Below are 24,329 nucleotides of genomic sequence, written 5' to 3'. Positions count from 1 at the left end.
CCCGGGGAGTCGGTACCGCGACGACGGTCCCCAGGGCGCGGGACGCGGACTGCCCGAGCGGACCCGCCGCCCTCCCGCCGTGGACGGCGGGGGCGTTGACTCGACGCATCTGGCACCTTCCGGATCCGGCCTGTCGGTCCCCGTCCCGGTGAACGGCCACCCGTGACACCGGCTGACGGCATTCCGGCTCGTCGGTCCACACCGGTACACGATGCAGACCGGTAAGGGATATTAGTACTGATTGTGGCGTTATTTCCGACGGCTGCAAGTGGCAGCCCGCAGCGATCACGTACGGAGCACGTCGGGCGGCGCCCGGAGGGAGAGCGGTGGAGCCACGAGTGCGAGAAGCGCGCACAAGGCCGGGACGTCGCCTGACGAGGGGGCTCCTCGCCTGGGCGGCCGTGATGCTGACGCTCCTGGTGACGGCGGGCTGCGACCGGGCGTCGGCCGGGTCCGGGATCCCCCGCCCGGACCATGTCGTGGTGGTGATCGAGGAGGACCAGCCGTACGACGCCGTCATCGGGAACCCGGACGCCCCCTACCTCAACCAACTGGCCCGGCGGGGCGCCTCGCTCACCCAGTTCTACGCCCTCACCCATCCGAGCCAGCCCAACTACCTGGCGCTCTTCGCGGGTTCCTACCTGGGGGTCACCGACGATTCCTGCCCGCACGCGCTCACGGCGCGGAACCTCGGCTCCCAACTCATCGAGTCCGGCCGGAGCTTCGTCGGCTATGCGCAGAGCATGCCCGGCGCGGGCTTCACCGGCTGCGCCAGCGGGGCCTACGTGCGTCGGCACAACCCGTGGGTGAACTTCGACAACCTTCCCTCTTCCGTCAACCGCCCGTGGACCGACTTCCCCCGCGACTTCGACGATCTGCCGACGGTCGCGTTCGTCGTACCGGACCTGGAGCACGACATGCACGACGGCGGCGTGCGGCAGGGGGACACCTGGCTGCGGGACAATCTCGGCGACTACGCCGACTGGGCCATGACCCACAACAGCCTGCTGGTCGTCACCTGGGACGAGGACGATTCACAGGGGCCCAATCACATCCCCACCGTCCTGGTGGGCGAGCACGTCCAGCGGGGTGATCACGACCAGCCGAACAACCAGTTCGGACTGCTGCGCATGCTGCTGGACGCGTACGGCCTCAAGCAGCTCGACCACAGTGCCGGGGCGGAGCCCGTCGACGTGTGGGGGTGACCGCCGAGGGCGGAGGAGCGAGCGGGGACCGGGACGGGGAACGGACGGTACGAGGGACGATCGACGACCGGGACGAGGAGGACTCAGGGGTCCTGAAAGCGGATCAGGCGTTTGACGGCCGTCCGCAGCCGGCGCTCGGCCGCCGAGACGGGAAGCCGTTCCCGGACGTAACGCGGGGAGGAGAAGGTCTCCGCCCCGAACGACGCCTTGAACTCGGCCAGGGAGGATCCTGGGGCGGATTCCCCCATGTCGAACGTCCGGCAGCCCGCGTCGCACGCGTCCTCGATCGCCAGCCGGTAGAGCAGTGGCATGGCGCGGACCGGATGCGCCAGTTCCCGGTCCATGGCGCTGCGCCAGTACTTGGCGTGACTGCCGTGCCGCAAGACGACGCACGCTCCGGCGGGCTCTCCGGAGCACCACGCCACCCAGGTCGTGCACCTCTCGCCGAACTGTGCGGCCACTTCTTCCAGTCGCCGTTCGGGGAAGTCTCGCGTCCTGCGCCAGCGGGCCAACGCCAGCGGCTCGTGCTGCTGTTCGGCCCAGCGCACGATCGACTTGCGGTACAGGTGGTAGAAGACGGGAACGAGCCGGCCGGTACGGTCCACCTCCACCTCGACGTCCGAGCGCTCGGCCCGGCGGATCTCCCGCCGCACACGACGTCCGAAGCGCCGCTCCCAGACGGTGTCGAAGCCGCCGTCGAGGTCCACCATCTGCGTCATGTGAGGCTCGGGACGGAAGCCCGGGGCGGCGTTCGCCCATACGTCCTGGTCCGCCGGCCGCAGCCGCACACCGACCCGAAGCGCGCGCAGCCGCGCGAGATCGGCGAAGACCGCGCGTGCCTCCGCCGGACTCGCGCTCTCCGGGCACACCGGCCCGCCGATGCCCCATTGGGCCGGCCAGGACTCCTCCGCGCCCAGGATCTGGGGGCGATGCCTCCTGCCCGCGAGGGGGAGCACGAGCCGATGGCCGCGCTCGAACTCGTAGAGGCGGCTCGCGTCCCGGTACGGGGCCGTCGCGCACAGGCAGTCCAGCCACGTCGGGGTCTGGCTGGGGTTGGTGTCCGGGTCCTTGTCCGCCAGTTCCCACCAGACGGCACGTGGAGCCGGGGACGTGACGCGCGCGAGACCGGCCGGAGTGTCGATCAGGAGCTCAGCAGGTGCGTTCACGGGCTTCTCCCGCCGGGCGCGAGGACCCCGCGAGGACGACGCTCGCGGTACCGAGAACCCACGTGCCCACGTCCGATGCTACAGGCCGGGCGCTGTTCTCTCCTTCGGCTCCGAATTGCAGGACGGCAGGCCCGAAGATACGGTTGTACTGGCTGAATGCGGTAATTGAGAAAATGCTTCGGTTGCCGTCATGCCATTCTCCGCTCCATGCCATTTCCCGGTCATTCCCTCGTGGGAGACGGCGATGCGGGCGGCCTGGATATCGCCAGTCGATAGAGGTATCCGTGGACCGAACTGACGGAACTCAGACCTCCACGCGCATGGTGCGTCTCCACCAGCGATTTCCCTCGAACCAGCTGCTGCGCACCGCCCGCCGGAAGCTCGACGACGCGATCGACCTGTTCCGCCTCAAGCTCGACGCGCTGCCCAGCGGCGTCTATCAGCCGGTCCCGGGCGTACCCGTGCGAAAGGCGAAGAGATCCGTCGGTACGGGGTCGCGCTGGACGGCGATGGCACCGGTCGTCGAGCGGCTCGGAGTGGGGAGCGCGCTGGACGTGGGCGCGAATGTCGGCTATTTCCCGATCAAGCTCGCCGAGCGCGGAATACCCGCCGTCGCCCTGGAGGCGGACCCGAAATGCGTTCGCACCGCGATGACGGCCGTGCGACGGAACCGGCTGGACAACGTGGCGGTGATGGACCTCGAACTCAGCCCTGAAACCGTCGTCCTCCTGCCGGCGACCGACTGCACCCTCCTGCTGTCCGTCTGGCACCACATGGTGCGGGAGCTGGGGCTCGAGGTCGCCACGGACCTGCTGCGAGGGCTCTGGGACCGGACCGGCAAGGTGATGTTCTTCGACAGCGGTGAGGACGAGATGCCCGAATCGTTCGGACTGCCGCGCATGGTGCCGACGCCCGACGTCTGGCTGACGGAGTATCTGCTGAAGAGCTGTCCCGGTAGCCGGGTCGAACACCTCGGCCGGCACCGCGCGTTCGACGCCGCCGGCCTCCCCACGGACCGGGCCCTCTTCGCCGTGATCCGCGGGGCGCCGGAGGCGTAGGGGGATTCAGCCGCCGAAGGTGTGCACATAGGACACGGTCTTAGAAGGCGCCTGCCGCGTCGCGCTGAGCACGCCCTCTGACCTTTGCCACCCCCGGCCCTGACGCCCCGTCGGCCAGCCCTCGACACACAACGCCCCAGAGGTCCTGTACCGCACGGACGTTACGCACACTGGCCGACTGCTGGATGCCTTGGAGGTGGACAGATCAGGCGCGCGATGGTCCCAGGGCGCTGAGAGCGGGGCAGAATGAAGGCGCTCAAAGACGAGACTTGGGGGGCAGGCGTGACGGTGTATCTGACTGAAGCCGATCCACGATGGGCTCAGCACTCCGGCGGGGCGGGACACTACGCCGCCCCGGATTGGGGTCCGGAGGACTTGCAGCGTGCTGCGGTGTTCCTGGCTGAACTCGCACCGCAGGCCCGGCAGATGTTGGAGTACCTGTTGCGCGCCCCCGGCCGGACGATCCACTGCACGGAGCTGGCGGACAAGGTCCTGGGCGGGCCGGGCCAGGGCGATGCGGCGCGACGCGTGGCCGGCGTGGTGTCCGGAATGGGCAAAGCCCACGGCAACAGTGGGCGGCGGTATCCGTTCTACTGGTGGGCGGCTCCGGGAGGGAGCGCGGGCGCGACGTATGCGGTCCGCCCCTCGGTGGCAGCGGTGTTCCTGGCGGCCCAGCTCGGCGAGTGGCCCATCGCCCACGGCTAGCGGGCTTCGCCGTTCTGAGCGCCCCGTCGGCCGAGGTCCGCGAGACGGTCTCCGCCCGCCTCCCGACACACGAACCTTCACCACCTACGCCCGCAGGCCCACAGCGTGGTCCAGGCGGAGCTTTCACCACCTCGAGACCGGAGGTTGCGGAAGCAGACGGGTGGGTAATGTCCTCCTGCGTCGGCCTGGCGCACACGTCCGCCAACCACGAGGAGAAGTGCGCCCCGTGTCCGAGGGTGAGTCGGCGACCCGCGAGGAAGCGACCAAGACCGCCTGGCAAGTGCACTCCGTGCTCGCCGAGTGGACCCGCACCGTGGACGCCAAGGCATCCTTCGCCCTTGCGATGGAGTCCGCGGCACTCGCGGGCGTGGCCGCGCTGTCCGGCTCCGGACACCGGCTCGGCAGCGTCTCGGGCGCCCTGCCGAAGACGGCCCTGTGGACGGGCCTGGCACTGCTCGCGCTCTCAGCCGTGCTTGCGATCCTTGCCGTTCTGCCCCGCCACAACCGTGCGGGCCGCATACGCTCGGACCACGTCGACGACTTCATCTTCTACGGCCACCTACGGCACTGGAGTCCGGACGAGCTCGCCGACCACCTGGGCCGACACGCCCCGCTGCCCGCGCTGACCCGCCAACTGGTCGACATGAGCCGCATCGTGTGGATCAAACAGGGGCTCGTACGGCAGTCACTGCTCACCGCGGTGGGCGGCTGCGCACTGATAGCGGTCGCGGGCCTCACCGGTTGACGGCGGGGTGAGGCGGGAGAGGTTGGGATGACCGCGGATTTCCGAGAGAACGGCCCGCTCGGACACGGGCCCGGCCGGACTCCGTTCTGGAACCTGGTGGACGCCACGGCCCGGCAGACACTGCGCGAGGCAGGCAAGGTGACCGATTTCACCCCACGGGAACACCTGCTACGGCAGGACGAGTTCGGCGACCACCTCCTCGTCCTGGGCCGCGGCTGTGTCAAGGTGACCACGGTCGCCGCCGCTGGCTACCAGGCGGTACTGGCCCTGCGCGGCCCCGGCGACCTGCTCGGTGAACAGGCCGCGCTGGACGGCGGGCCCAGATCGGCGACGCTCACCGCCCTCATACCGGTCCAGGCCCTGGTGATACCCGCCGAGGCGTTCCGGGCAGCGGCCCACGACCATCCCGTCATCACCGGCGCCGTCCGCCAGGTGCTCTCCGCGCGTCTACGGGACGCCGACCGGCAGCGCACCTCGGTCGGCGCCGATCCGCTCGCTGCGCGCTTGGCCGGCCTGCTGCTCGACCTCGCTGCCAGTCACGGTCGGCGCAACTCCGACGGGGTCGTGGAAATCGATCTGCCACTGTCCCAGGACGATTTCGCCGGCCTGGTACTCGGCTCCCGCAGAACCGTCAGCCGGGTCCTGGAGCAATGGCGGGCCGAGGGGTGGGTGACGACCGGACGCACTCATGTGACCGTCCACAACGCGGATGCGTTGAAGCGGGTGCGAGAGGGTGGGCAGGCCGGGAGGTGACGGCGCGGGCCCGGGGCAACAGGTGGCGCGGCCGACCGGGGTTCGCGGCACCGCGGCCCGCGGACGGCACCGCCTCGACCGCCCCGATGCAGGCGGCCGGTACGGTCCGGCCCAGGGTGCGCGGGTGAAAGGGCCGACCAGGATCCGCGGACCGGTTCGGGGGCTCGTGAGTGGGTCCGGCAGTGGTTCACAGATCGGACCAGGCCAACGTCTCCAGCCCGAACTCCCGTGCGACGGGGTTCCATACGGCGACGAAGTCCTTCTTCGCCGCCGTGGCGTCGGCGCTCGCCGAAACCGCGTCCTGCCAGGCGCTTGATCCGGTCACGGCGGAGGTCGAGCAGTTGCCCGACACGTCGTCGACCACCCGCACGTAGGCCCGGTCGGCCTCCTCCGAGCTCTGCCAGGCGTTGTGCAGGTCCGGCGCCAGGTCGTCGGCCAGCTGATCGAGGGCAAGCGCGTCCAGTTTCTCGACGAGGTTGGCCCGTGCGTCGGCCGCGTCCTCGAAGACCTGCCGGTTCTCCTGGAGGTTGCTGCAGTTCATCATCGACTGCACGGCGTCGGAGACCCCGCGGCGCCGGTCGGTGTTCTGCGCCAGGAGCGTGTGCAGCGCTGTCGCCTGCTCCGCGCGCGTGTTCGTGGACCCGATCCCGGGCCGGCCCGTGCTGTCGTTGCTGCCACCGCTGCTCCCGGAGCCACTGTGCGTCGCGATCCGCCAGACGACCAGCGCGATGATCGCCAGCACGATCCAGAACCCGACGGCACCCGCCCGTCCCGACGAGGGCGCGCGCCGGGGTGTGCTGCGGGGAGGGGGGAAGGGGCCGGAGGGGAGTGGGCCGGAGGTCTGCCGGGGCACCTGGCCGCCAACCGTGGTCCCTCGCGGGCCGGCGGGACGCGAACCCCCGCGACGCGTGCTGCCGGTGGCCGTACCGAACGGGCCCGGACCGGCCGTCGGAGCGCCCGCCGTCGGCCTGGTCGCCGTCGGAGCGGTCGCCGTCTGCGGCCCGGCCTGCGCGGCGGCTGGCCAGGCCTCGGGGGCGCTGTCGAAGGCGCGCCGCAGGGGGTCGAGCCAGTCACTGAGTGCGGGCCGGTCGGTGGGCGTCCGGCTCAGGCCACGCTCGGCCAGGTCGGCCACGGCACCGTCCATCCGCCGCAGCGCGGTGATGTCCTCGCCGTACTGCTCGTGCAGGAAGAGCCGCACCGCGAGCAGCGCAAACTTGTAGCGGTCACCTTCCGGTGTCTCCGGCGCCTCGCCGTCGGGCAGCTGCCAGCCGGGCGTCTGCACAGGCTTGAGCACCCAGTCACCGCGCAGTCCCATGGCGTCGCAGTCGATGAGGAAGCAGCTGGGCCGCAGCCCGGACAGCGAGAACAGCAGGTTCTTCGGGGAGAGGTCACCGGCCACCACACCGAGGCCGTGCAGCCTTTCCAAGGTGTCGGCGAAGGAGAGCAACAGACCGAATACCTGGCGAGGCGTCACGTTCCCCACCATCTTGTCCACGTAGTTCAGCGAGTTGAGCAGGAACTCGAAACCCGCCGCCTTTTTGCCGCCCCCCAACGGCATGGTGATGAAGAACTCGTCCGGGATCTGCCGCATCAGAAAGCCGCGGACCTGCGACCCCTCGGTCACCAGCGCCGCGGGCCAGGCGGCGTGCTCGGCCAGCCACTGCCCGACCGCGAGCGGCTGTTCGGGCAGGAAGGCGACCATCTGCTCCAGCGCATCGATCCGCAACTGCCCCTGGGAGCCCGGCTTGTACTCCTTGTACGCCACCGGCCATTTCCTGTTGACCAGCCGCTTCTCGACCGCCCAGACCTTGCCCTGCCCACCACCCCCTAACGCCGTGCCCAGCACCAGATCCGAACGGGCGATCCGCGCCGCCCCGGACCCGGTCACGGTGCCCCGCCGGAGAGCCGGTGCCGGGGCCAGACGGCGAGCAGCGTGCGGTCGTCGTCGAAGGTCTCCCGGGAGAAGTCCAGCAGATGGGCGAGAACCCGGGGCTCGGGCGGGCGCACCGCCAGCTCTGCGAACAGCTCGCCCACCATGCCGGAGCCGTCGCCAAGCGCATCACCGAAACCGTCGGTGCCGACCAGCAGGACGCCGTCGGCGGGCAGGGTGTACGACAGCGGGCGGGAACGGGTCGACAGGCGCGGCAGCGCGACCACCGCGTTGCTGGTGATATCGCCGGGGCTGCTGTTCTTGTCGCTCAGCAGAGGGTTGAACCGGCCCTGGTGCAGGCACCACGCCGAGGAGTCCCCGGCGCGTACCAACGTTACGTGCATCCCGCCGCCCTCGGCCGGTGCGACCATGCCCGTCACCAGGGTCGTCGCCAGGGTCCGGGTCGCCTCCACCAGGTCGCTCTCGTCCGGTTCCCGGCCACGAGCCACCCGCATGAGCAGCTGATACCGGGCCGCCTGCAGTACCCGGGTCCAGTCGGGGCCGGGCCTGTCCTCGCCCAGCTGCACCAGCAGGTCGTTGACCGCCGTGCGACAGACCAGCGCGGCGCCCACGTGCGACTGCGCGGCCGCCGAGACACCGTCGGCCACGGCGAAGACGACCGTGGCCGACGGTTCGTGCCAGGCGACGACCACGTCGTCCTGTCGCGGCCGCCCGTCGAAACGGTGCTGGTCCCCTCGTACAGAGGCCAGCCGCATGGTCAGCTCTGGGGTCGACCACCCGTCAAAGAGGGTGTCCGGCCGATAGGGATCGCCGGGCGGCGGCTTGGGCTCCACGTGGGCGGCGGGTTTCCCCAGCACGACCCGCCGGTACCGGCTCGTGCCGCGCCGGGAGTCCGGTGCGGACCGGTCGGCCTCGGGCTCAGGCCTCCCCGGTGCCGCGTGCCGCGGTGTCGAGCCGTGCTGCGGCGGAACTCCGGCCTGCGCATCGGGAGGCGTGTGCCTCGGCGCCGGGGGGTGCTGCGGCGGAGCGATGCGCGGATCCTGCGCACCCTGCAGTTCCATGCCGTGGACCTGGTTGTCGCCCTGCCGCCGGGGAGGAGCCGATCGCTGTCCGGGGTCGGGGGGCGGGGGCTCCAAGGCCGGCCCGCTGTATTCACTTACAACGTAATGCTCGACCCGGTATTCGGGCACCACGTACTCGGAGACGTGCCCGAGGGGCGGTGCTGTACCACCCTCACGCGGCGCGGACGTGTGCCGGGCCTCGGCCTGGCGCAGGCCGGGAAGCCGCTGATCGGCGGCCCCGGCCGTGTCGGCGTCCGGCGGCTCGGGTGCGTCCCGCTGCTCGTCTTTTTGGCTCTTGTTCCGCCAGAAGGGCAACCGCTTGTCCACCATCAGACCTCGTCGATCGCGAGGCGGAAGCCCTCCGGCTTCTCCACCGCCAGCTCCGCCTGCTGGCCAGCGGCCAGGGCACTGGCCGATTCGACCACGCTCTTGGTGAGCGCGGTGAAGAACTTGGCGATCGCATCGCCGAGCTGGGCACCGGGGATCGATATGAACGCGAACTTCTGCTCGGTCGCGACGGCCAGGATCGTCTCGGCCCGCGCCCCGCCGATCCCGAAGGCGATGACGTTGGGTGCCGCACCGGTCACCCTGCGGTCGGTCAGTCGGCTGTGCGTCTGGCGCCACTCCTCACCACAGGTCGGCTGGCCGTCGCTGAGGAAGAAGACCGCGGGGCGCAGCACCTTGTACCCCTGGGACTTGAGCGTCTGTACGTCCTGCGGGATGTGCTCCAGCAGCGCGGCGAACGCCGCGTCGTAGTTCGTGCCGCCGCCGGCGGACAGCCGTGGCAGTTCGTTCTCGCTCCTCAGATCGGCCAGCACCAGGTGTTCCACGACGCTGTTGGAGAAACCCAACACGGAGAAACGTACCTTGGCGGCGGCCATCGGCTCCCCCAGGAGCGCGACGTGCAACGACTTCATTCCTTCGTTGAGGTCGCCGACGTAGCTCGACATGGAGCCCGATTCGTCGGCGAGGACGTACACCGGCAGCAACTGCCCAAGCGTCTCGGCCATCCCAGTTCTTCCCCTTTGCTGTTCAGCCGCTCTATTGCTCCTGCACGGCGGGCCGAAGACCCTGCGGGCAGTCGAGTTTCAACTCCATACCGCCCGCGATCGCGCTCCGGCCCAGATGCAGCAGCGTCTGCTGCAACAGGACGGAGAACTGCACCGCCGACTGCGCGAGATCCGCGTCCTCGACGGCGACGACGCCCAGTTCGGGGCGGGAGGCGAGGCGCTGCACGACCCGGTCCCGGTCCGTTCCGATGCCGCACGCCACGATGTGCGGAAAGTACTTGTGCGCCATCAGATCGGCGTGTGCCACCGGCCATTCGGTGTCGTCCTCGGCCTGGCCGACGGCCAGGAAGAACACGACGGGCCGCAGTACCCGGGGCACCTGCTCCTTCAGCCGTTCCGTCTCCAGCGGCACCAGGTCCAGCAGTCGCCGCAGCACCGGCTGGTAACGGCAGCCCGGCGATGTGCTCAGCCCCGGGACGCCGGTGCGCCAGGAGACCTCGGTGAGCGGTAGCACCACATCGGCGCCGTCGGCGTAGGTGATCACCGAGAGCCGGATGGCGGCGGCCACGTCGGGGCTGTTGGCCAGCAGTGTCTGCACCGAGCGCAGCGCATTGCCTAGATCAGTGACGCAGTCAGCCGCGGCCTGCGAGGTGTCCAGGACGACGTACACCGGTATCAGTCCACTCGGCGGCGCGACGGCGGGTGCCGGAGCGCTGCCGCCCCACTGCACGGGCCCGCTCTGCGCCGCCGCGGGCGCGGACGCCGAGTAGTTGGGACCGCCGGGTGTCGCACCGGAGGCGAAGGAGGCCGGCTGTCCGGCGTCGGGCCGCTCCAGCACACCCGCGACTCCGGTGCCGGGCGCGCTCGGACCGAGCACACCCTGGCGCAGGCCAGGCAGGTCGACCTCGCGTACGACACCCCGCTCGATGAGGTACTTGACCATCTCGGCGTGCCGCTGGTCCCGGATCTCGTGCTGGGTGGCCTCGGTCTCACGGACCCGCGCCAGCAGTTCGAGGGCGTGCGTGGTCTCCTCGGGGTGGCGGACCAGGTGCTCGCGGATCAGGTTGTCGAAGTCCAGCCGTGTATTCCCCAGCGCGGCCCGCTCCTCCGACTGCCGGCGCCTACGGCCGGCCGCCCTGATGTCCTCGATGTCCTCGTCGGAGTAGGTCTCCGAGCGTCTGGCCTCGTGAACGTGCACACCGAGCCTGGCCCGACGCCGCGCCTCCTCCAGTTCCTGGATGTACCGGGCCGCGGCCTGGTCGGGCTCCATCTGGACCTTGCAGTAGTAGATGGTGATGCCCTCGGGGAGCCGGATCTCCCGGTCCAGCTCCTGGTTGACGGCCAGCTGCGCCGCCATGGCCTCGGTGATCGCGAACCGCGAGGCCTGCAGCCGGATGCGGTCGGTGAGGTAGCCGTAGACGACCGTCAACGCGTCCCGTACGTTCCTGGACACCACCATCACCGGGTCGTGCACCTTGAAGCCGATGTCGATCGTCGCTTGGAACCGGTGTCCGCCGTCCTTGCAGGTCAGCGGGGTCTTGCTGACGGACGCCTGGCGCCTGTGGTCGCTGAGGTCGACGACGTAGCAGGCCCGGTTCTTGCCGAACCAGCGCTGCCCGAAGGTGCGGACGGTCTCGACCTCGAAGGGGCCGCCCTCCACCGGGTAGACGATCGCAACCGAGGGCGGCAGGTTGGGCAGCTCACCCACCCGGCTGCGGGAGATCACCCGCTCGTTGAGAATCAGGGAGACGCTCATCCTCACACCCCTTCCATGTCGAGCTGCGCGTGCACCATGGCGGCCGTGAGGGGCAGCCCGACGATCCGGTCCGGGTGCACCCAGTCGTCGGCGCACGAGCGCAGGATCCGGCCAGAACGCTGGTCGCCGTGGGCGATGGCGCCGACCAGCAGCCGTAACATCTCGCGGAGTTCGGAGTCTCGTTCGGCCAGCTTCGCCCAGTCGCCGACGACCTGTTCTGCCTCGTCGTGGAAGAAGGACTCGTTCAGCGCCGCACGCCACAACCACACGAAGGAGTCCCGTAGCTCGGGCCGCCGGTGCGCCAGGTACAGCAGCGTCGGCCACTCGGGCACCGCGGCTCCCGGGTCGATGTCCTTCGTCTCCACAACCACCTGTGCCGCGACGATCAGGAAGGCGAGCACCGCCGCCCGGCCGGAGCGGTGGTCGCCGGTCCTGTCCCGCAGCATGGGCAGCACCGAGCCAGCCGCGTCGGGATCGTCGGCGACTAGATCGGCCAGCGCGCAGCCGGCGGCCACCGCCACCGTCACGTTGTCCACCACGAACAGCCGGGCGAGTTCCTCGACAGGACGTCCCGATACCACGCCCAACCCGTGCACCCGAGCCGCGGCCGCCTGCACCTGGGGCCGCTCGTCGGCGTACCAGCCGCCCACCAGTGCGGTCGCCTGCTCCCGCACCCAGGGATTCTGGCAGGCCACGGAGAGCGCGTAGGCGACGGCGGTGCGGCGCAGCGCGCTGTCGCTGCGCGCCCAGGGGTCCAGGACTCGGCGTTCAATGTGCCGGTAGGTCTCGGCGGCCAGCACCCCGAGCCCGGAGGCCGCCGCGTAGACGCGCACCTGCTCCGCCGGGTGCACCACCAACTCGTCTAGCCAGTCGAGGAGTTCGCCCTGAATTTCGTACTGGGTCCAGGCGTGCAGGATCACCCGGCGCGCGTACCCGGGGTCCTTGTACTCGATGATCGTCCCGGGCTCGCCGCCCGGCTTGTCCCGCTCCTGGGCGCGCAGGTGCTGCAGCTGCCGTCGCCGGGGCGTCTCGAACAGGTCCTTGAACCGGACCGTGCGTCCGTCGGGCCCGGGCGCCCGGAGGTAGGGCCCGTCGTCCTCCAGCCGCTCGCGCAGCGAACGGGCGGCCTGGGCAACGTCCTCCTGCGGCAGCCCGTTGAGTACCGCCAGGGCGAGCGCGAAGCTGCGCGTGCCGGCGTCCGGCAGACTCTCGGCCCAGATCTCGAAGTCCTCCGCCTCCAGCCGGGCCCGGTGTTCACGCAGCCGGTCCAGGTCGACGACGCCGTGCAGGTCGTACTGCTCGACCATCGTGGCGGCTAGATCCCCGGCCTGCCGACAGGCAGGGACGCCGCCCATCAGCTCGGCGATCACGTCCTGTACGTCCTGGCGCGTCAGCAGTCGGTCGGCGTCGCGTTCCCCCAGCCGCCAGCGCAGATGCGCGCGCACGACCTCCAGAGGCTGCGGCGCGTCCGTCAGATCCCTTACGCCGGCGAGCAGTTCGCCGTCGGCGAGCTCGCCCTCCGTCACCGTGACGACCATCCACGCGTCCGCCTGGGACAGCGCGCCCTGCACTTTCTCGTACGTCTCCCGACCGAGGTTTCCAATGTCCTCGGGCCGTTCCAGCAGGAAGCCGACACCGCGCTCGATGACCCCGCTGTCGTTCTCCAACTGCTCGGCCAGCGAGGCGAAATCGACCCCGCTGTCCAGGTGGTAGACCACACTCCGGCAGGCGCCGAGCAGCAGTCGTACAGCCATCGCGGACTTGCCGTACCCGGCCGCCGAGCGCAGGATCAGCAGCCGCTGTCTGGCGAGCGCCTCGCGGGCGTCGGGCAGGTCGGTGGGCGTGCTGTAGGCGAACCGGACCCGTTCCGCGATGAGCGGTGACAGCACCTGCAGCCGGCGTTTGTGTCCGCCGAGCACCACCACGTACTTGTCGCCGCCGACCATGTCACCCTCGACGTTGGCGACGGCGTTCTGCAGCAGCCCGCGGCGCTGCGAACCCTGCCCCAGCTGACCGGTCGCCTCGTACGACTCCGCGCCCGGTCCGGACTGCGGAGGTGGCGGAGTCTCCGCCCAGCCCTCGCCCCCCGCGGCCGGCTGGGCCTGGGGCTGGCCGTCCTGTCTGTCCTTCGCCGACTCCTGGCCGGCACCCGGGGCGGACGGTTTGGGCACACCGCCCCCTGTGGGTCCCCCCGGTCCGGCCGTCTGCTGGCTCCCCCCTGGATCACCGGCGGCCGGGGGTCCTCCCGCTGCTGCTGCCGTCACAGCCGCACATTCCCTGTGTTGTGGACGGTCACGTGCTTGGACCCGGCAACCTGGTCGCCCTGCACAGTCCGCGCGTGCTGCACGACGGAGGGCCGGTCGGCGGCGGTGCTCTGCTGCCCGTCCGTCTCGGTCGGCGCTTCCTGGTCGCAGGGCGGCCCGGCGGCCGACGCGGGCAGTCCCGGAGGGGCCGGGTAGCCGGGGACCGTGATCCAGGTACTGATCGTCTCACCGTGCTTGGTGGTGAGGCCGAACGGCAGATAGGCCGCGGGGTCGATTCCCCGGTGGCCATGCCGGATCACCGCGCGATGGACCTCGTCCGACACGGCGAACGCCATCCGGGCCGACGGGGCGGAGGCGAGGACGTCGCGCAGCGGCTGGGCGTCGACGATCCGGCAGGTGGTGTTGACCGCGTCGCCCGACCAGCCGTGCTCGTCGTCTGTCGCCAGGCCCTGGTGCAGTGCCATCCGCAGCCGGACCGTGTGGTCCTCGTTGACCTCCTGGGTGTATTCGCCGAGCCCCTCGTCGAGCTCGCGCACGAACGGCCCGGCGATCACCACCGGCGACACGGACGACCGGATGAGCATGAGCACGCCGTCGCCGCGGTCCTCGGACACGGTGTCCGTCACGGCGAGCCCGGCACGCTCCATCGCGCCACCGAGAATGCGGTACATCGCGGCCCGGACCCGTCGCTGCACGGGGTCTCGACGCGGACTGAAATTTTCGATGTCCAGCGCGACGATCCAGTGATGCTTGGCTTCCCCCGACACGTGCGGACCTCCCCCCGTGCTCCCTGCAAAGGTGCTGCCGAACGATCGGCTCCATCAGTAGACGGCATCCAGAGAGAGCCGGTCCACGCCATTTGGCGCATTGACGAGATTGGCTGGAAATTCTCCGCGACAAGACTTCGGAGGGAGGTCCGCGCTGTTTCGCTCCAGCCCACGAAGGGCCAACTCAGCCCTCGGCCCATCTAACTCAGGACGCATCGAGGGCAGGCGGGAATCGGCGAAGTGACGTGCACGACCGGAACTTTTTTGGTGGCAACATCGGTGTCGAAGCCCAGCCGTGCCAAGAGGTCCCGTCGTGCCCGTTGCAGGTCCCTGTCGCACCTGCCGTTGCCTCGAACGGGCGAGCTGACTGCTCGTGCCTGGCCTGACACTTCGGCCACGGCCGCCATCATCGGCCCGGCCCCGCCGCTACATCACGGACGCGGAGTGGCAGGTCGTTACGGGCAGGCGGGTCTACGGCAACCGTCACACGGGGCTGACGAAGTGGCTCAACGACGGGATCCCGCCCGCCCAGGTGGCGGGCTGGGCCGGCAACAGCGTCACCCTCCGGGCGCTCGTCGCCTGGGTCGAGGACCACCGGACCGAGATCGCCGCAGCGCGCCGAGTGCGACCGGCGCCAGGCGGACGTCGAAAGCGCGTTTGGATAGAGGCGGCGCCACGGGCCCCGATCGGGGCCGTTGAACTCGGACCTGATCGGCTTCTGCAGCATCCGCTCGGCAGTATCGCGGACGAGTTTCCTTCCCCTGCCGGGTTGCCCGGAGCGCGACGAGACCTCCGGGCAACCGGCTTCGGGCTCTAGAAGAAGCCGAGCTTCTTGGGTGAGTAGCTGACCAGGAGGTTCTTCGTCTGCTGGTAGTGCTCCAGCATCATCTTGTGGGTCTCGCGGCCGATGCCGGACTGCTTGTAGCCGCCGAACGCGGCATGCGCCGGATATGCGTGGTAGCAGTTCGTCCAGACACGGCCGGCCTGGATGGAACGGCCCGCCCGGTAGGCGGTGTTGATGTCCCGCGTCCACACGCCGGCTCCGAGCCCGTACAGCGTGTCGTTCGCGATCTTGATGGCGTCGTCGAAGTCGTCGAACGACGTCACCGACACGACCGGGCCGAAGATCTCCTCCTGGAAGATCCGCATCCGGTTGTCGCCCTCGAAGATGGTGGGCTGGACGTAGTAGCCGCCCTTCAACTCGCCGTCGTGCTCGATGCGTTCCCCGCCGGTGAGCACCTTGGCACCCTCCTGCCGGCCGATGTCCAGGTAGGAGAGGATCTTCTCCAGCTGGTCGTTGGACGCCTGGGCGCCGATCATCGTGTCCGTGTCGAGCGGGTTGCCGGGCTTGATGAGTTCGGTGCGGGCGACCGCCGCCTCCAGGAACTCGCGGTAGTGGCCGCGCTGCACGAGGGCGCGCGAGGGGCACGTGCACACCTCGCCCTGGTTGAGCGCGAACATCGTGAAGCCTTCGAGCGCCTTGTCGCGGAAGTCGTCGTCCTGCGCCCACACGTCGTCGAAGAAGATGTTCGGGGACTTGCCGCCCAGCTCCAGCGTCACCGGCTTGATGTTCTCCGAGGCGTACTGCATGATCAGCCGCCCCGTGGTGGTCTCACCCGTGAAAGCGACCTTCGCCACCCGCGGGCTGGACGCCAGGGGCTTGCCCGCCTCCACGCCGAAGCCGTTGACGATGTTCACCACACCCGGCGGGATCAGGTCCGCGATCAGGTTCATCCAGTAGTGGATGGATGCCGGAGTCTGCTCGGCCGGCTTGATGACGACCGCGTTGCCCGCCGCCAGGGCCGGAGCGAGCTTCCACACCGCCATCAGGATCGGGAAGTTCCACGGAATGATCTGCGCGACCACACCGAGCGGCTCGTGGAAGTGGTACGCGACGGTGTCGTCGTCGATCTCGCCGAGCGAACCCTCCTGGGCGCGGATCGCTCCCGCGAAGTAGCGGAAGTGGTCGATGGCGAGCGGGATGTCGGCCGCCAGCGTCTCGCGGACCGGCTTGCCGTTCTCCCAGCTCTCCGCGACCGCCAGCTTCTCCAGGTTCGCCTCCATCCGGTCGGCGATCTTGAGCAGGACGTCGGCGCGAGCGGTCACGGAGGTACGACCCCAGGCGGGCGCCGCCGTGTGGGCCGCGTCCAGTGCGCGTTCCACGTCCTCGGCCGTGCCGCGCGCGACCTCGGTGAACGGCTGCCCGTTCACTGGGCTCGGGTTCTCGAAGTACTGTCCGCGTGCCGGCGCGACGTACTCCCCGCCGATGAAGTGGTCGTAACGCGCCTGGTAGGAGACGATCGCACCCTCGGTGCCGGGCGCCGCGTAACGGGTCATGCTGGTTGCCTCCCGGAGAAGCGCTGCCCGCCATTGGGCAGCTCGCGTCGCGAGGCTAGGAACCCGGACGTTGCAACGACGTTGCGCGGGCTGGGGCTGGGGCTGGGGCTGGGGCTGGGGCTGGGGCTGGGGCTGGGGCTGGGGCCAGGGCTGGGCCGGGGTACTGAAGCTGTCGCCCTGTCCCACGGGCAGGGCGCGTCCGCTTCGTCAGCGTCAGTGTCAGCGCGGCTGCGGTCGCACGCGGCCGCCACGCGCGGAGTGCGCCCATCCGGCCGGGGCGCACTGTTCGGACTCCAGCTCCGCCACGCGCGCGTGGACGGCCGCCCCCGGGCGCAGCGCCGACAGCGCCCGCCAGACGTCGAGATCGTCCTCGCCCCACGGCGCACGGACCCAGTCGGCCAGCAGGTCGGGATCCCGCCGGGCGATGATCGCCGAACGCAGACCGTCGGCCAGCGTTCGCCGCAACCGTGTCACCGCCGGCGCCGTCGACCCCGGCAGCAGCGGCCCGGCGTACACCGCCGCGGCTGCCGTCACCGTGCCACTGCCGAGCCGCCGCTCCACCACGGCCACATCGGACTCGACGGGCCGGGTGAGCCGGTAGGGACGCGAGCCCAGCAGCGTGGGACCGAGGATCCTGCGCAGCCGTGCCAGCTCGGCCCTCAGGGTCACCGGCGTCACCGACTCGTCCTCGTACAGCGCGCACAGCAACTCGTCGCCCGTCAGCCCCTCCGGATGCCGGGCCAGCAGCACGAGGATCTCGCTGTGTCTGCGGCTGAGTCTGATTTTCCTTCCGTCCGCGATGAGTTGGGCCTCGTCGCGCCCCAGCGCGGTCAGTTCGAGGCAGTCGGTCATAGCCTGTGCCGGTGCGAGCAGCGCCAGCTGGGCCTCGGCGGCCCGCGCCACCGCCTGTACGAAGCCGAGGCTGTGCGGATGCGCGAGCCCGTCCCCACCGGTGATGTCGACCGCGCCGAGTACCCGTCCGGTGCGTGGATCGTGCACGGGGGCCGCCGCGCAGGTCCAGGGCTGGACGCGCCGGATGAAGTGCTCGGCCGCGAACACTTGCACCGGATGGTCGACGGCGACCGCCGTCCCTGGCGCGTTGGTGCCGACCGCCGCCTCCGACCACCGCGCCCCCGGCACGAAGTTCATCCGCCCGGCCTGCCGCCGCGTCCCCGGATGGCCCTCGACCCACAGGAGCCGGCCCTGTGCGTCGCACACCGCTAGCAGATGCTCCCCGTCCGCCGCGAACGTCCCCATGAGCTCCCGGAACAGCGGCATCACCCGGGCGAGCGGATGCTCCGCCCGGTAGGAACCGAGTTCCCCGTCCGTGAGCTCCACCCTCGCGGTGCCTTCCGGAACGACGCCCGCTCGCACCGAACGCCGCCACGACTCGGCGACCACGGAACGCACCGGCCGGGGCACGGTGCCCGCCTCGGTGAACGACTCGTACGCGCGGCGTATCAGACGGACCCGCTCGGCGGGATCGGCGCCCGGTTCCAGGGCCACCCAAGGATCGGTCAACTCGGCCTCCCGGAAGGCGATGTGGCTGGGTCCCATCGTCACTCCCGGTGCGGGCCCGGACAACCCGTGTGACACTCCCTTCCGCTCGGTGCCTCGGCCCACCCGCTCGGGTCGCGGTGAGGCCGCCCCTGGTCAGGCGAAGTTGACGAGCCGGATGTAGCGCGTCCAGTCCCAGTTCGACCCGGGATCGGTGTGATCGGTGCCGGGTACCTCGTAGTGACCGAGGATGTGGGCGCGGTCCTTGGGGATCCCGTACCGGTCGCAGATCGTGGCGGTGAGCTTGGCCGACTCCTCGTAGAGCGCGTTGGTGAAGTAGGCGGGCCGGTCCACCCAGCCCTCGTGCTCGATGCCGATGCTTCTGGTGTTGTAGTCCCAGTTGCCCGCGTGCCAGGCGACGTCGCGCTCTTTCACGCACTGGGCGACATGGCCGTCGGCGGAGCGCACGAGGTAGTGCGCGGACACCTTCTTCTGCGGATTCTGGAAGATGGACAGGGTGGTGGCGTACGTGGCCTGGGTGACGTGGATGACCACGTAGTCGATCTCGTAGCTGTAAGGGCGGTCGGAGACCGTGTAGTTGAGGCTGGTGGCCGGGTTCCACTCGGCGCCCGGGTAGTCGACGGTCACCGTCGGCTGCGCTGTCGCCTTGACTCCGGGCAGCAACGCGTAAGGGAGTGCCGCGAGGGCCGCGCCCTTGAGGAGCCGTCGGCGGCTGGGGGACGACCGTGCTCGTTCCATGGGGAGTGGGCCTTTCGTCGGTGGGGGGCGGGGCTGGGAGGGCCGGGGCTGTGACTCCGCAGCCCGGAGCCGGCAAGGGCGACGCGGGTGCCGAAAGCGCCAGGGTGCCGGTTCGGGTTCTGTCGTGCGTGGACCGCGGGATCAGTGCCGGAGTGCCGTCGCGACGGGAGACTCGACCGTCGGTGTCGCGAACCGGTACGCCTCCGGCTTGCTGACCCCGTCGTCGCGCGCAGGCCATTGCACGAGGTCGAGCCGGGATATCCGGAAGGCATCCTCCAGCGGGCGTGCCGACCGGGTGTCGCCGTCCCGTCCGGCCGCGCCGCCCTCGGTGGAGATGCCGGGCACCGTGCCCGGCGCGATGTGTGCCACGGAAGGCGCCCCGTCGAACGCCCGGGCGAACTCGTCCGGTGTGGAGCGCACGGTCAGGGTCCGGTGGTCGCTCAAGACTGCACAACTCCGCTCTGGGAAGGGGCGGGGGCCGGGGTCTCGTCGAGGTGCGCACGGGTGGTCTCGGCCGTGTGCCAGGGGATGGTGGCGCAGCAGGAAGATCAATATCACGACACCGGCCGCCATCCGGACATCCACGACCGGCCCGGCGAACGGCATCGGCGGGGTCGGCGCGGTCGCGAGGCCGAAGACCGGCAGATCCGCGGGGACGGGCGGGGCGATGACGCCCGCCAGGATGGATGCGGCGACCGCCGCCACCATGACTGTGACGCTCTGGAACAGGACCCCGCGCAGGCCGATCGCCTCACGCCGTAGATCCGGAACTGCCTCCTCCGACATCTGAACCCCCGATCCGCTCGGAACGCAGTCCTCGGCAGGACGGCTGCGCCTCGCGTGAATTACGGTACGGCGCTTGCCGGTTGGGCAGGAAGGGCCGGACGCGAGTCCGTGGACGGCCCGCGGATTGTGGACAACACGATCACCCGCGAGGGGGAAAGTCCTCGGCGGATGCCTCGTTCGTACCCAGCCGTTCCGCCTGACGACAGCCCGATGACGGCCAGACGGCGGCCCATCAGCCGGTCGGTGTTCCGTCTACGACCGGCCGGCCACCGCCGCCGGATCGTCGAGCACCGCTCGTACCACCGAATGTGCAGCGCCGAGCAGTGGCCCCTCGGGGCCGAGACGGGAAACGGACACGGGACAGGCGGGACCCGCCGTACGCCGCGCCAATTCGTCCTCCAGCGAAGGAAGCAGCCAGGGCGCCAGTCCGGCGAGGGCCCCGCCGAGCACGACCGTCTCCGGGTCCAGCAGGTTGACGGCCCCGGTCAGGGCGATGCCGAGCGCGGTGCCGGCGTCGCGCAGGGCACGGCGTACGTCCGGATCACCGTCGGCGGCGTGCCGGGACAGCAGCCCGACACGGTCCTCGCCCGGTTCGAGACCGGCGGCACGCAGGACGGCCTCCTCGCCCGCGTACTGTTCGAGACACCCGCGTCCGCCGCACGGGCACTCCGGTCCCTCGGGACGCACCGGCACGTGCCCCAGCTCGCCTGCGAAGCCACGCGTCCCGCGCATCAGCCGCCCGTCCACGAGCACCGCGGCACCGATGCCGATCTCCGCGGACACGTGCAGGAAGTCACGCGGGGTCGCGTCGCCGAGCCAGAGCTCCGCGAGGGCGCCGAAGTTCGCTTCGTTGTCCACGGTCAAGGGCCACTCGTCGGGCAGCAGCTCACCGAGGTCCGTGTCGTGCCAGTCGAGGTTCGGGGCCCGGACCACGGTCCGGGCGTCACGGGCCACGAGTCCGGGAACGGCGACGGCGAGGCCGGCGGGCCACAGCCCTTCCCGGTCGGCCTCGGCGACGACCTGACGTATCAGCGCCGAGAGTTCCTCGAGCACGGGCCCGGCCGCCCGCCCGCGGTTCGTGCCGTGCCGTACGGCACGGGCCCGCACGGCGCCGCGGAGGTCGACCGCGCACACTGCGAGATGGTCGACGCCCACCTCCGCGCCGATCCCGGCGGGACCGTGCCCGCTGACGGCGAGCGCGGAGCCCGGGCGTCCCACCCTGCCGGGCCGCTCGGGCCCCAGTTCCTCGAGCAGCCCCGCGCGGATCAGTTCGTCCACCAGGGTCGACACGGCCGCCCGGGTCAGACCGATGTGGGAGGCGACGGCGGCACGCGACAAGGGTCCCGCGTCGCTGACGGTGTGCATGACCCGGGAGAGGTTGCGGCGGCGCATGCCCTGCTGGGTGTCGGGCAGTCGCCGGCCGGAACCGGTCGGATGGGCCTCGTGCAGCGGTGCGGTCATGCTTCCGTCGATCCTCGTCCGGCCGTCCGTCGGCCTGTCTCGGTGCGGGTTCCTACCGGGCGGTCCCGCGTCGAGCGGGGCCACCGGCCGCCCGGCCGGTACCGCTCACGCGGGAGGGGCGCCACACGCGAGAGCCGGTCACGCCGGGCGGCACGCCTGGTCCTCGTCAGTTCCTGGTCGGCTCCCGTTCGAGCAGCGGGGCCGCGTCGGAGAGTACCCCGGTGATCCGCGCGAGCGTCTCCTCGTCCCGCTCCACGGCCTCGAGCACCGGCCCGCGGGCGGTGTCCCAGCGCCGGGCCACCGCCGCCGGGTCCTCGCCCGTCAGCAGACCCGCGGCCTGGGCGGCCGCGCCGAGCGCGACCAGTTCCCCGGCCTCGGGCACCTGCACGGGCCGGCCCGTGAGCCGGCGTACGGTCTGCTGCCATGCCTTGCCCCGAGCCCCGCCGCCGATCAGGAGCAGCGGCGTCGAACGGTCGGCGTCCGCGTCCAGCACCAGGTCGAGCGCGTCCAGCAGGGAGTGCACGGCCCCGTCGTACGCGGCCTGGAGCAGCTGCCCGCCCGTCGTGTCGTGCCTGAGTCCGTGCAGCAGCCCCGAGGAGTGCGGCAGGTTCGGCGTGCGCTCGCCGTCCAGGTACGGGAGGACCGTCACCGAGGACCCGGGTTCGACGGCCTCGCGGTCCAGGCCGAGCAGCGCGGCGAACCTGTCGACGGCCAGTGTGCAGTTCAGGGTGCAGGCCAGCGGGAGCCAGTCGCCGCGCGCGTCGGCGAATCCCGCCACCGTGCCGGTCGGATCGGCCGGGCGGCGCGTCGAGACGGCGTACACGGTTCCCGAGGTGCCGAGGCTGATCACCGGCGTGCCGGGGCGCAGCCCGAGGCCGAGTGCGGCGGCCGCGTTGTCCCCGGTTCCGGCCGCGACCAGGGTGCCCCGGGAGAACGGCAGCTCACCCCTCGCGTGAACGGTCCCGGCGACCTCGCCGGGCCGGACGACGCGGGGGAGCAGGGCGGGATCGAGCCCGATGTGCGTGAGGACCTCCTCGTCGTACGCCTCGCTCCCCGAGGCCCACCAGCCGGTGCCCGAGGCGTCGCCGCGGTCGGTGGTTCCCTGGCCGGTGAGCCGTTCGGTGAGGTAGTCGTGGGGCAGCCGGACCGCTGCCGTCGCCCGGACGGCGTCGGGCTCGTGCTCGGCGAGCCAGGCCCATTTCGTGGCCGTGAAGGACGCGGCCGGCACGCTGCCGGTCCGCTCGGCCCAGGACTTCGGGCCGCCGAGCTCCTCGACCAGTCGGCGGGCCTGTGGCGCCGAGCGCACGTCGTTCCACAGCAGGGCGGGTCGTACGGGCTCGCCGTGGGCGTCGAGCGTCACGAGCCCGTGCTGCTGCCCGCCGACCGACACCGCCGCCGCTTCGCGGGCGGCGTCACCGCACTGGCGCAGTGCTTCGCAGAGCGCGTCCCACCACTGGCGGGGGTCGCTCTCGCGGCCCTCCCCGGTGGAGACGGTGTGCGGTGCCCGGCCGCTCGCCACCACCTGCCCGGTCGAGGCGTCGACGACCAGGGCCTTGGTGGATTGGGTGGACGAATCCACCCCGATGACGAGCGGACCCTCGGCTGCTGACATCGGACTCTCCCTCTTCCGCGGTTCTGCGGGATCTGTGCTGGTCACGGGGGTGTCCGGACCTCCAGGGCCCGTGTCCCGCAGTTCGTCCCCGGACCGATGTGACCAGGTTTCCTACTTCGTCTCTTCCCAGGGACGCGACCGCATACTAATTTGTAAACCGCCATGACGAAATAGTCGGAGCTAGCAAGGAGCCGCGGCATGAACTACCAGCCCACCCCCGAGGACAGGTTCACCTTCGGCCTGTGGACCGTCGGCTGGCAGGGACGGGACCCGTTCGGCGACGCCACCCGGCGCGCCCTGGACCCGGTCGAGTCCGTACAGCGTCTGGCCGAGCTCGGCGCCTACGGAGTGACCTTCCACGACGACGACCTGATCCCCTTCGGGTCCTCGGACAGTGAGCGCGAGTCGCACATCAAGCGGTTCAGGCAGACCCTGGACGCCACCGGCCTCAAGGTGCCGATGGCCACCACCAACCTGTTCACGCACCCCGTCTTCAAGGACGGCGCGTTCACCGCGAACGACCGTGACGTGCGCCGCTACGCGCTGCGCAAGACCGTCCGCAACATCGACCTGGCGGTCGAGCTCGGTGCCGAGACGTACGTCGCCTGGGGCGGCCGCGAAGGAGCCGAGTCCGGCGCGGCCAAGGACGTACGCGTCGCCCTCGACCGTATGAAGGAGGCCTTCGACCTCCTCGGCGAGTACGTGACCTCGCAGGGCTACGACCTGAAGTTCGCCATCGAGCCGAAGCCGAACGAGCCCCGCGGCGACATCCTGCTCCCCACCGTCGGCCACGCCCTCGCCTTCATCGAGCGCCTGGAGCGTCCGGAGCTGTACGGCGTCAACCCCGAGGTCGGCCACGAGCAGATGGCCGGACTCAACTTCCCGCACGGCATCGCGCAGGCCCTGTGGGCGGGCAAGCTCTTCCACATCGACCTCAACGGCCAGTCGGGCATCAAGTACGACCAGGACCTGCGGTTCGGCGCGGGCGATCTGCGGTCCGCCTTCTGGCTGGTCGACCTCCTGGAGAGCGCCGGTTACGCGGGCCCGAAGCACTTCGACTTCAAGCCGCCGCGGACCGAGGACTTCGACGGCGTCTGGGCGTCGGCCGAGGGCTGCATGCGCAACTACCTGATCCTGCGCGAGCGTGCGGCGGCGTTCCGCGCCGACCCCGAGGTCCAGGCGGCCCTGCGCGCCTCGCGTCTGCACGAGCTGGCGCAGCCGACCACCGAGGACGGCCTCGCGGGGCTGCTCGCCGACCGTGCCGCCTTCGAGGACTTCGACGTCGAGGCCGCGGCCGCGCGTGGCATGGCCTTCGAGCAGCTGGACCAGCTGGCGATGGACCACCTCCTGGGCGCGCGCGGCTGAGCGGACCGTTCCCGGAGCGGCGGGGCCCCCCGGCGCCCCGGGCCCCCCCCCCCCCCCCCGCCCCCCACCCCCCGGGCCCTACCCCCAAAAATCCCAGCAAATCCACAGGGAGGTGGGTGTAAAAAAAAAAA

At 71.0% G+C, this 24,329-nt stretch carries 19 protein-coding genes and 1 pseudogene; 7 read left to right on the top strand and 13 right to left on the bottom strand.

Annotation, left to right across the window (positions count from 1 at the left end):
• Window positions 1-404 precede the first annotated feature (404 nt).
• Window positions 405-1,205: an alkaline phosphatase family protein gene (locus tag ACFW6B_RS10000; RefSeq protein ID WP_386594335.1), complete on the top strand. Its 801-nt coding sequence runs from the start codon at window positions 405-407 to the stop codon at window positions 1,203-1,205.
• A gap of 83 nt (window positions 1,206-1,288) precedes the next feature.
• Here ACFW6B_RS10000 and ACFW6B_RS09995 read toward each other — a convergent pair whose 3' ends face one another.
• Window positions 1,289-2,371 (bottom strand): GNAT family N-acetyltransferase, encoded by a 1,083-nt coding sequence (locus ACFW6B_RS09995; protein WP_386593959.1) that lies wholly within the window; start codon window positions 2,369-2,371, stop codon window positions 1,289-1,291.
• Window positions 2,372-2,691: 320 nt separating this feature from the next.
• Here ACFW6B_RS09995 and ACFW6B_RS09990 point away from each other — a divergent pair, with 320 nt between their 5' ends.
• From ACFW6B_RS09990 to ACFW6B_RS09975, 4 genes are all read left to right on the top strand, one after another.
• Window positions 2,692-3,429, top strand: a complete 738-nt coding sequence (locus ACFW6B_RS09990; protein ID WP_386593957.1) for a hypothetical protein — start codon at window positions 2,692-2,694, stop codon at window positions 3,427-3,429.
• 390 nt (window positions 3,430-3,819) lie between these two features.
• Entirely contained in the window at window positions 3,820-4,134 is a 315-nt protein-coding gene (locus ACFW6B_RS09985) for a DUF6416 domain-containing protein (RefSeq protein WP_386593955.1), read from the top strand.
• A 226-nt stretch (window positions 4,135-4,360) separates the two neighbouring features.
• Window positions 4,361-4,879, top strand: a complete 519-nt coding sequence (locus ACFW6B_RS09980) for a Pycsar system effector family protein (RefSeq protein WP_386593953.1) — start codon at window positions 4,361-4,363, stop codon at window positions 4,877-4,879.
• Between the two features lie 27 nt (window positions 4,880-4,906).
• Complete coding sequence (locus ACFW6B_RS09975; protein WP_386593951.1) at window positions 4,907-5,632, top strand: Crp/Fnr family transcriptional regulator; 726 nt, start codon at window positions 4,907-4,909, stop codon at window positions 5,630-5,632.
• Window positions 5,633-5,819: 187 nt separating this feature from the next.
• On the opposite strand, the gene ACFW6B_RS09970 is transcribed toward ACFW6B_RS09975, so the two are convergent.
• From ACFW6B_RS09970 to ACFW6B_RS09925, 10 genes and pseudogenes are all read right to left on the bottom strand, one after another.
• Complete coding sequence (locus ACFW6B_RS09970) at window positions 5,820-7,520, bottom strand: hypothetical protein (protein WP_386593949.1); 1,701 nt, start codon at window positions 7,518-7,520, stop codon at window positions 5,820-5,822.
• On the bottom strand, window positions 7,517-8,380 hold the full coding sequence (locus ACFW6B_RS09965; protein WP_386593947.1) for a protein phosphatase 2C domain-containing protein: 864 nt from the start codon (window positions 8,378-8,380) through the stop codon (window positions 7,517-7,519). Before ACFW6B_RS09965 ends, ACFW6B_RS09970 begins: the two co-directional genes overlap by 4 nt.
• 533 nt (window positions 8,381-8,913) lie before the next feature.
• Window positions 8,914-9,594, bottom strand: coding sequence for a hypothetical protein (locus ACFW6B_RS09960; protein WP_386593945.1), 681 nt, complete (start codon window positions 9,592-9,594; stop codon window positions 8,914-8,916).
• Window positions 9,595-9,625: 31 nt separating this feature from the next.
• Window positions 9,626-11,350 carry a hypothetical protein gene (locus ACFW6B_RS09955; protein ID WP_386593943.1) on the bottom strand — a complete coding sequence of 575 codons (1,725 nt, stop codon included), beginning with the start codon at window positions 11,348-11,350 and terminating at the stop codon, window positions 9,626-9,628.
• A 2-nt stretch (window positions 11,351-11,352) separates the two neighbouring features.
• Window positions 11,353-13,521, bottom strand: a complete 2,169-nt coding sequence (locus tag ACFW6B_RS09950) for a hypothetical protein (protein ID WP_386593941.1) — start codon at window positions 13,519-13,521, stop codon at window positions 11,353-11,355.
• Window positions 13,522-13,610: 89 nt separating this feature from the next.
• A complete protein-coding gene (locus tag ACFW6B_RS09945) occupies window positions 13,611-14,381 on the bottom strand; it encodes a hypothetical protein (RefSeq protein ID WP_386593939.1) in 771 nt (256 codons plus the stop codon).
• Window positions 14,382-15,194: 813 nt separating this feature from the next.
• The gene (gene adh, locus ACFW6B_RS09940) at window positions 15,195-16,718 is read right to left on the bottom strand and encodes an aldehyde dehydrogenase (RefSeq protein WP_386593937.1); all 1,524 of its coding nucleotides are present in this window, start codon (window positions 16,716-16,718) and stop codon (window positions 15,195-15,197) included.
• Window positions 16,719-16,937: 219 nt separating this feature from the next.
• A complete protein-coding gene (locus ACFW6B_RS09935) occupies window positions 16,938-18,275 on the bottom strand; it encodes a GAF domain-containing protein (RefSeq protein WP_386593935.1) in 1,338 nt (445 codons plus the stop codon).
• Window positions 18,276-18,371: 96 nt separating this feature from the next.
• Window positions 18,372-18,974: an N-acetylmuramoyl-L-alanine amidase gene (locus ACFW6B_RS09930; protein ID WP_386593933.1), complete on the bottom strand. Its 603-nt coding sequence runs from the start codon at window positions 18,972-18,974 to the stop codon at window positions 18,372-18,374.
• 159 nt (window positions 18,975-19,133) lie between these two features.
• Window positions 19,134-19,271, bottom strand: a pseudogene (locus ACFW6B_RS09925) (acetamidase); the annotation flags it as partial.
• A 207-nt stretch (window positions 19,272-19,478) separates the two neighbouring features.
• Between ACFW6B_RS09925 and ACFW6B_RS09920 the strand changes: the two are divergent.
• A complete protein-coding gene (locus ACFW6B_RS09920; RefSeq protein WP_386593931.1) occupies window positions 19,479-19,736 on the top strand; it encodes a hypothetical protein in 258 nt (85 codons plus the stop codon).
• Between the two features lie 276 nt (window positions 19,737-20,012).
• Here the strand turns inward: ACFW6B_RS09920 and ACFW6B_RS09915 are convergent, their stop codons facing one another.
• Window positions 20,013-21,221, bottom strand: coding sequence for an ROK family protein (locus ACFW6B_RS09915; RefSeq protein ID WP_386593929.1), 1,209 nt, complete (start codon window positions 21,219-21,221; stop codon window positions 20,013-20,015).
• A gap of 166 nt (window positions 21,222-21,387) precedes the next feature.
• A complete protein-coding gene (xylB, locus tag ACFW6B_RS09910) occupies window positions 21,388-22,833 on the bottom strand; it encodes a xylulokinase (RefSeq protein WP_386593927.1) in 1,446 nt (481 codons plus the stop codon).
• A 198-nt stretch (window positions 22,834-23,031) separates the two neighbouring features.
• Between xylB and xylA the strand changes: the two genes are divergently transcribed.
• The gene (xylA, locus tag ACFW6B_RS09905) at window positions 23,032-24,198 is read left to right on the top strand and encodes a xylose isomerase (RefSeq protein ID WP_386593925.1); all 1,167 of its coding nucleotides are present in this window, start codon (window positions 23,032-23,034) and stop codon (window positions 24,196-24,198) included.
• Window positions 24,199-24,329 lie beyond the last annotated feature (131 nt).

The organism is Streptomyces sp. NPDC058751 (genome assembly GCF_042746485.1).
Taxonomy (GTDB): domain Bacteria; phylum Actinomycetota; class Actinomycetes; order Streptomycetales; family Streptomycetaceae; genus Streptomyces.
The sequence above is the reverse complement of the archived record's forward strand: the minus strand, read 5'-3'. Positions and strand labels throughout refer to the sequence as shown.